The sequence below is a fragment of the Fulvivirga aurantia genome (assembly GCF_009711475.1).
GTDB lineage: Bacteria > Bacteroidota > Bacteroidia > Cytophagales > Cyclobacteriaceae > Fulvivirga > Fulvivirga aurantia.
This window is the reverse complement of the sequence record NZ_SMMD01000642.1, coordinates 1-5,090: the sequence shown is the minus strand read 5'-3', so window position 1 is coordinate 5,090 and position 5,090 is coordinate 1. Positions and strand designations below refer to the sequence as shown.

The 5,090-nt window shown below is 38.8% G+C and carries 5 protein-coding genes; 2 read left to right on the top strand and 3 right to left on the bottom strand.

Annotation, left to right across the window (positions count from 1 at the left end):
- Positions 1 to 987 (top strand): threonine aldolase family protein (locus E1176_RS06325; RefSeq protein WP_155209731.1); only part of this gene is annotated, 987 nt, incomplete at its 5' end.
- 194 nt (positions 988 to 1,181) lie between these two features.
- On the opposite strand, the gene E1176_RS06320 is transcribed toward E1176_RS06325, so the two are convergent.
- The gene (locus E1176_RS06320) at positions 1,182 to 2,069 is read right to left on the bottom strand and encodes a DMT family transporter (RefSeq protein ID WP_155209729.1); all 888 of its coding nucleotides are present in this window, start codon (positions 2,067 to 2,069) and stop codon (positions 1,182 to 1,184) included.
- A 75-nt stretch (positions 2,070 to 2,144) separates the two neighbouring features.
- On the opposite strand from E1176_RS06320, the gene E1176_RS06315 reads away from it, so the two are divergent.
- A complete protein-coding gene (locus E1176_RS06315; RefSeq protein WP_155209728.1) occupies positions 2,145 to 3,413 on the top strand; it encodes a replication-associated recombination protein A in 1,269 nt (422 codons plus the stop codon).
- Here the strand turns inward: E1176_RS06315 and E1176_RS06310 are convergent.
- Positions 3,410 to 4,123, bottom strand: a complete 714-nt coding sequence (locus E1176_RS06310) for a LytR/AlgR family response regulator transcription factor (RefSeq protein WP_155209726.1) — start codon at positions 4,121 to 4,123, stop codon at positions 3,410 to 3,412. The genes E1176_RS06315 and E1176_RS06310 overlap by 4 nt on opposite strands.
- A gap of 2 nt (positions 4,124 to 4,125) precedes the next feature.
- Positions 4,126 to 5,090: sensor histidine kinase (locus tag E1176_RS06305; RefSeq protein WP_155209725.1), on the bottom strand; the 965-nt coding region annotated here is incomplete at its 5' end.

Sequence of the window (5,090 nt, the reverse complement as noted above, 5' to 3'; positions counted from 1 at the left end):
CCAACTTCGGAAATGCTCGAAGTTATGATGCAGGCCAAAGTGGGTGATGACGTTTTCGGAGAAGACCCAAATGTTAATTTGCTCGAACAAAAATGTGCTGAGATGTTCAACATGGAAGCCTCTATATTTTGCCCCTCTGGCACCATGACAAATCAAATCGGAATAAACGTATTATCAAGGCCTTACGAGGAAATTATTTGCTATAAAGGTGCCCATATCTATAAGTATGAGGGGGGTGGAATCGCAGGTAATAGCGGCCTGTCATTTAGACTTCTCGAGGGTGATCGAGGGGTGTTAGATTTAGATGAAATACTGGCAAATATCAATGTCGATGACATACATTTTCCAGTAACCAGTATCGTAGAATTGGAGAACACAGTCAACAAAGGTGGGGGAAAATGTTACACACTTGAGGAAATTTCTTCCATCAGTAATGGCTCGCGAGCGCATGGTATGAAAATGCACCTAGATGGTGCGCGACTTTTTAATGCCCTCGTAGCTACCGGAGATAAGTCAGAAGATTACGGGCACTATTTTGATACTATTTCTATTTGTTTGTCAAAAGGTCTCGGTGCTCCGGTTGGTTCTATATTATTGGGCAGCAATGATTTAATGAAGCAAGCAAGGAGAGTAAGAAAATATTTTGGTGGGGGTATGCGGCAAGCTGGCTATTTAGCGGCAGCGGGAATTTATGCCTTAGATAATCATGTTGATCGATTAGCTCAAGACCACCATAGGGCCAAGCAGCTTGAAGTTGTACTTAAAAACCAGGGTTATGTCAAGGAGGTGTTACCTGTAGAAACCAATATCGTAATTTTCGAATTACAAGATGGAATTACTGCAGAGGCTTGTTTAGATAAATTAAAAGCAAAAGGAGTATTGGCAGTTCCCTTCGGGCCAAGTGAAGTACGGTTTGTTACTCACTTAGATTATGACGATGATATGCTGGAAAAAACAGTGCAAGCAATCAAGACACTTTCATTTTAAAACATTTTGCTTGTGGGCGAAATAGTAGATTACTGCGGCACCCAAGCTAAAGATGAAAGCAAATAAGGTCCACAACACTCTGTTTTGGTTGGTTAAATTACTGTTTACCATCCAGATGTCGTAGATCATCCATAATGCACTTATTAAAGCCAATAAATAGAAAAAGCCACTCATAGTGCCCAAAGGTTACTCATTTATTTTTTACTTACCAAGTAAACTCCTGTCATGATTATCAATGAGTAAGCAATTGTTGTAAAATCTAAAGGGTCATGACGCACCGAGATTGCTACGATTGTGGCGAAAACAGGCTGTAAGTACATGTAAATCCCTACAACAGAACTATTGACAAACTTGAGAGACCAAACATTGAGTAGGTAAACTAGAAATGTTGCCATTACAATTACAAAGACAATACTCAGCCAAACATACATGGGTATTGTTGCCCATTGCACATCTAAAAATTGATTAGTACCAAAAGGAATAATAATTAGCCAGCCAAAAAAGAAAACCCACTTGATGACTGTAGTAGCTTTATATCTAGCCATGAGTGGTTTCACGATCACTAAATATACGGCATAGCTCGCCCCATTTATGAGCACAAGAAGGTCGCCTAAGAAGGTGCCTTTGTTAAGCGATGCCCCATCTTTGGTAATTAGTAGAAAAGCTCCAAGGGCCCCAACAAGCACTCCTACTATTTTTAGCCATGTAATTTTTTCTTTACCTAAAAAGTAGGCAGTAATCATAACAGCGATGGGAGAGGTAGTCATGATTACAGAGGCATTTATAGGAGTAGTAAGGTTCAAGCCCGAAAAAAATAACATTTGGTTGGTAGCAACACCGAAGATTCCACATAAAAAAAGAAGGCCTAAGTCTCTTTTATGCACCTTCTCTGTGCCAGTGAAGTATGAGAAGATCCAAAATAAAAGCGTGCCGCATGTTACTCTTAGTAGAATAAATCCGAATGGCTCAAGATATGCCGGCATAGCAATTTTTGCCACCGTATAGTTTGCACCATAGATAAAGGTCACAAATAATAAAATGCTATGAATTTTGAGTTTTGTAGGCACGATCAAATCTATCATTTTAAGGATTAGAATTTGCTACCTTAGCATAATTAATCGTTACCTAATCGGGTGTTGTCATAAAATAATAATTACATGTTTGATACGAGTTTGCCACTAGCTGAGCGAATGCGCCCATCGTCTCTCGATGAGCTGATAGGCCAGGAGCACTTGGTGGGGGAGAATGGTATTTTAAGAAAAACAATAAAGTCCGGAGTGGTACCTTCAATGATTTTGTGGGGGCCACCAGGTGTTGGTAAAACAACTATCGCAAATATTATTGCTAACACGGTAAAGTCACCTTTTTACACGCTCAGCGCTGTGAGTTCGGGAGTGAAAGATGTGAGAGAGGCCATAGATAAAGCTAAGCGATTAGGTAAAGCAATTTTATTTATTGATGAGATTCATAGATTTAATAAGTCGCAGCAAGACGCATTATTGGGCGCTGTGGAAAAAGGAACAATTACCCTAATTGGGGCCACAACAGAAAACCCATCATTTGAAGTAAACTCGGCCTTATTAAGTCGGTGTCAGGTATATACATTGAAGGCACTCAAGGAAGAGGACTTGCTTAATCTGGTTAAACATGTGCTCACATCAGATGAAAAGCTAAAGAAGAAAGAAGTAAATATAAAAGAGCACAAAGCGCTCCTTAATATATCTGGTGGAGACGCCAGAAAATTACTCAACCTTGTAGATCTTGTAGTTGACTCTTTGAGCGGTGATAAAATTGAAGTGACTGATAAAAAGGTTATGGACATCGCACAGCAGAGAGTGGCTATTTATGACAAGACAGGTGAGCAGCACTACGATATTATTTCTGCATTTATAAAATCGATAAGAGGAAGCGACCCTAATGCATCGGTATATTATTTAGCCAGAATGATTGAAGGTGGTGAAGATGTAAAATTTATTGCGAGAAGGCTTCTAATTTTAGCCTCCGAAGATATTGGTAATGCAAATCCAACAGCATTGGTTATCGCAAATAATGCCTTTCAGGCTGTTAATGTCATTGGTTACCCGGAAGCACGTATTATTTTGTCCCAATGTGTGACTTATCTGGCTTGTTCACCTAAAAGTAATGCAAGCTATATGGCTATTAATAAGGCGCAAAGTTTAGTAAAGCAGACAGGTGATTTACAGGTGCCAATGGCCATAAGAAATGCACCTACTAAATTGATGAAGGACGAAGGCTATGGCAAGGGCTACCAATATGCGCACAACTTCTCCAATAATTTTGTCGAGATGGAATTTATGCCTGATGAAGTTAAAAATTCCAAACTCTATGATCCTGGTAAAAATGCCCGTGAAGAAGAAATGAGAAAAAGATTGAAGGCCTTATGGAAAGATAAGTACGGCTATTAAAGCTGATGCTCGCTATTGAGTCTCTCTAATACCTGATTTTTATATAATCGACCAATCGGAAGCTCTTTACCGGGTACTTCAATGATTGTGGCTGAGTAAGTTTCAATTTTTTTAGTGGCTACGATGAATGAGCGGTGAATTCTCATAAAGCATTCCTCAGGAAGCTTTTCTTCAAGGTAGCTTATTTTTTGATGAGTAATTACATCCTTATTTGTAGTTTTTACACGCACATAATCTTTTAAACTTTCGATATATAAGATTTCGTGCAGACGCACTTTTACCATCTTTTTATCAGCCTTCAGGTAGATATATTCATCATCTTCAGATACCCCATTAGCCTCTGCTTTTTCTGGTGATTGTACTTCATAAACTTTGCCAATGGCCTTCATAAATCTTTCGAAAGAGATAGGTTTGAGAAGATAATCAATCACGTCTAACTCGTAGCCTTCGAGTGCGTAATCTCTATAAGCGGTTGTTAAGATTATCTTTGGTGGGTTTTTTAAAGATTTGATAAAATCTATACCCGTAAGTTTTGGCATTTGAATGTCGAGAAAAATGAGGTCGACAGGTTCCTTCTGAAGCATCTCAAAAGCCTTCAGCGCATTATTACACGTGGCAGTGACTTCGAGATCAGAAATTCTATCGACATAAGATTCTATGACCTCAATAGCCAGAGGTTCATCATCTACGATCATGCATTTTATCGCCATAACTAATTATTTATATCAAGTTTTAAAACCACCAGGTAAGACTCATCGGTATCCATGATTTTAAGGTCATATTTATCTTCATAGAGCAGTTCCAATCGTCTTTTTACATTGGTAAGGCCGATGCCCTCCTTGTACTGTTGCTCGTCTTTAGTAACCAGGCCACTTTTACTGTTATCAACTTTCAGCGTAAGCGTCTCATCTTTTATCGCAAGGTTTATACTTACCCAGGCCTCATCAGTTTCGCCACTTACACCATGTTTAAAGCTGTTTTCGACAAATGGCAAAATCAACATGGGAGCGATCATTTTACCGTTTACATTTCCTCGTATTTTAAATGAGATGTCGAGGTGGTCTCCATACCTGAGTTTTTCTAGAGATACATAATTTTCTAGTAACTCTATTTCTTTTTTAAGGGGTACCCGATCCGTATTGCACTCATACAGCATGTAGTTGAGTAGGTCAGATAATTTTAAAACAATAGCCGGAGCGCTGTCTGATTTTTTAAGCGTAAGCGCGTAAAGATTATTGAGCGTGTTGAATAAAAAATGCGGATGCACTTGTGCTCTTAGAAACTTCAGTTCGGCTTGCAGCTTTTCTTGTGTTAATTTTTGGTTGGTAGCCTGGTAATTGTACCAATGTTTAAAAAATTTCACCAAAGTGGCCAAGACTACCACCGGATAGATATACGTAGCAGATTTGAGTATTTTATTTGGGTATAGAAAAGTCCCCCAGGATTCGTTAGGGAAATATAGGGGCCGCTCAATATATAGCGCCACAAACCAATGTAACATACCCGATGCTAATAGCAACAAAATGAGCAGTGTGAAAAATAGGGTGTATTTTTCCTTTAATAGAAATCGTGGCAATAAAACATAAAGAGTGATATAGGTGGCAATCAACTTTTCGGGAAGGTATATCAGCTGAATTTTAAGCTGGAAAAGGTAATCTTCTTTAAAACTCCCGTATA

Excerpts from the sequence above, each read along its gene's own strand:
- E1176_RS06320 (WP_155209729.1), bottom strand. The coding sequence starts at position 2,069 with ATGATAGATTTGATCGTGCCTACAAAACTCAAAATTCATAGCATTTTA.
- E1176_RS06315 (WP_155209728.1), top strand. The coding sequence starts at position 2,145 with ATGTTTGATACGAGTTTGCCACTAGCTGAGCGAATGCGCCCATCGTCT.
- E1176_RS06310 (WP_155209726.1), bottom strand. The coding sequence starts at position 4,123 with ATGGCGATAAAATGCATGATCGTAGATGATGAACCTCTGGCTATTGAG.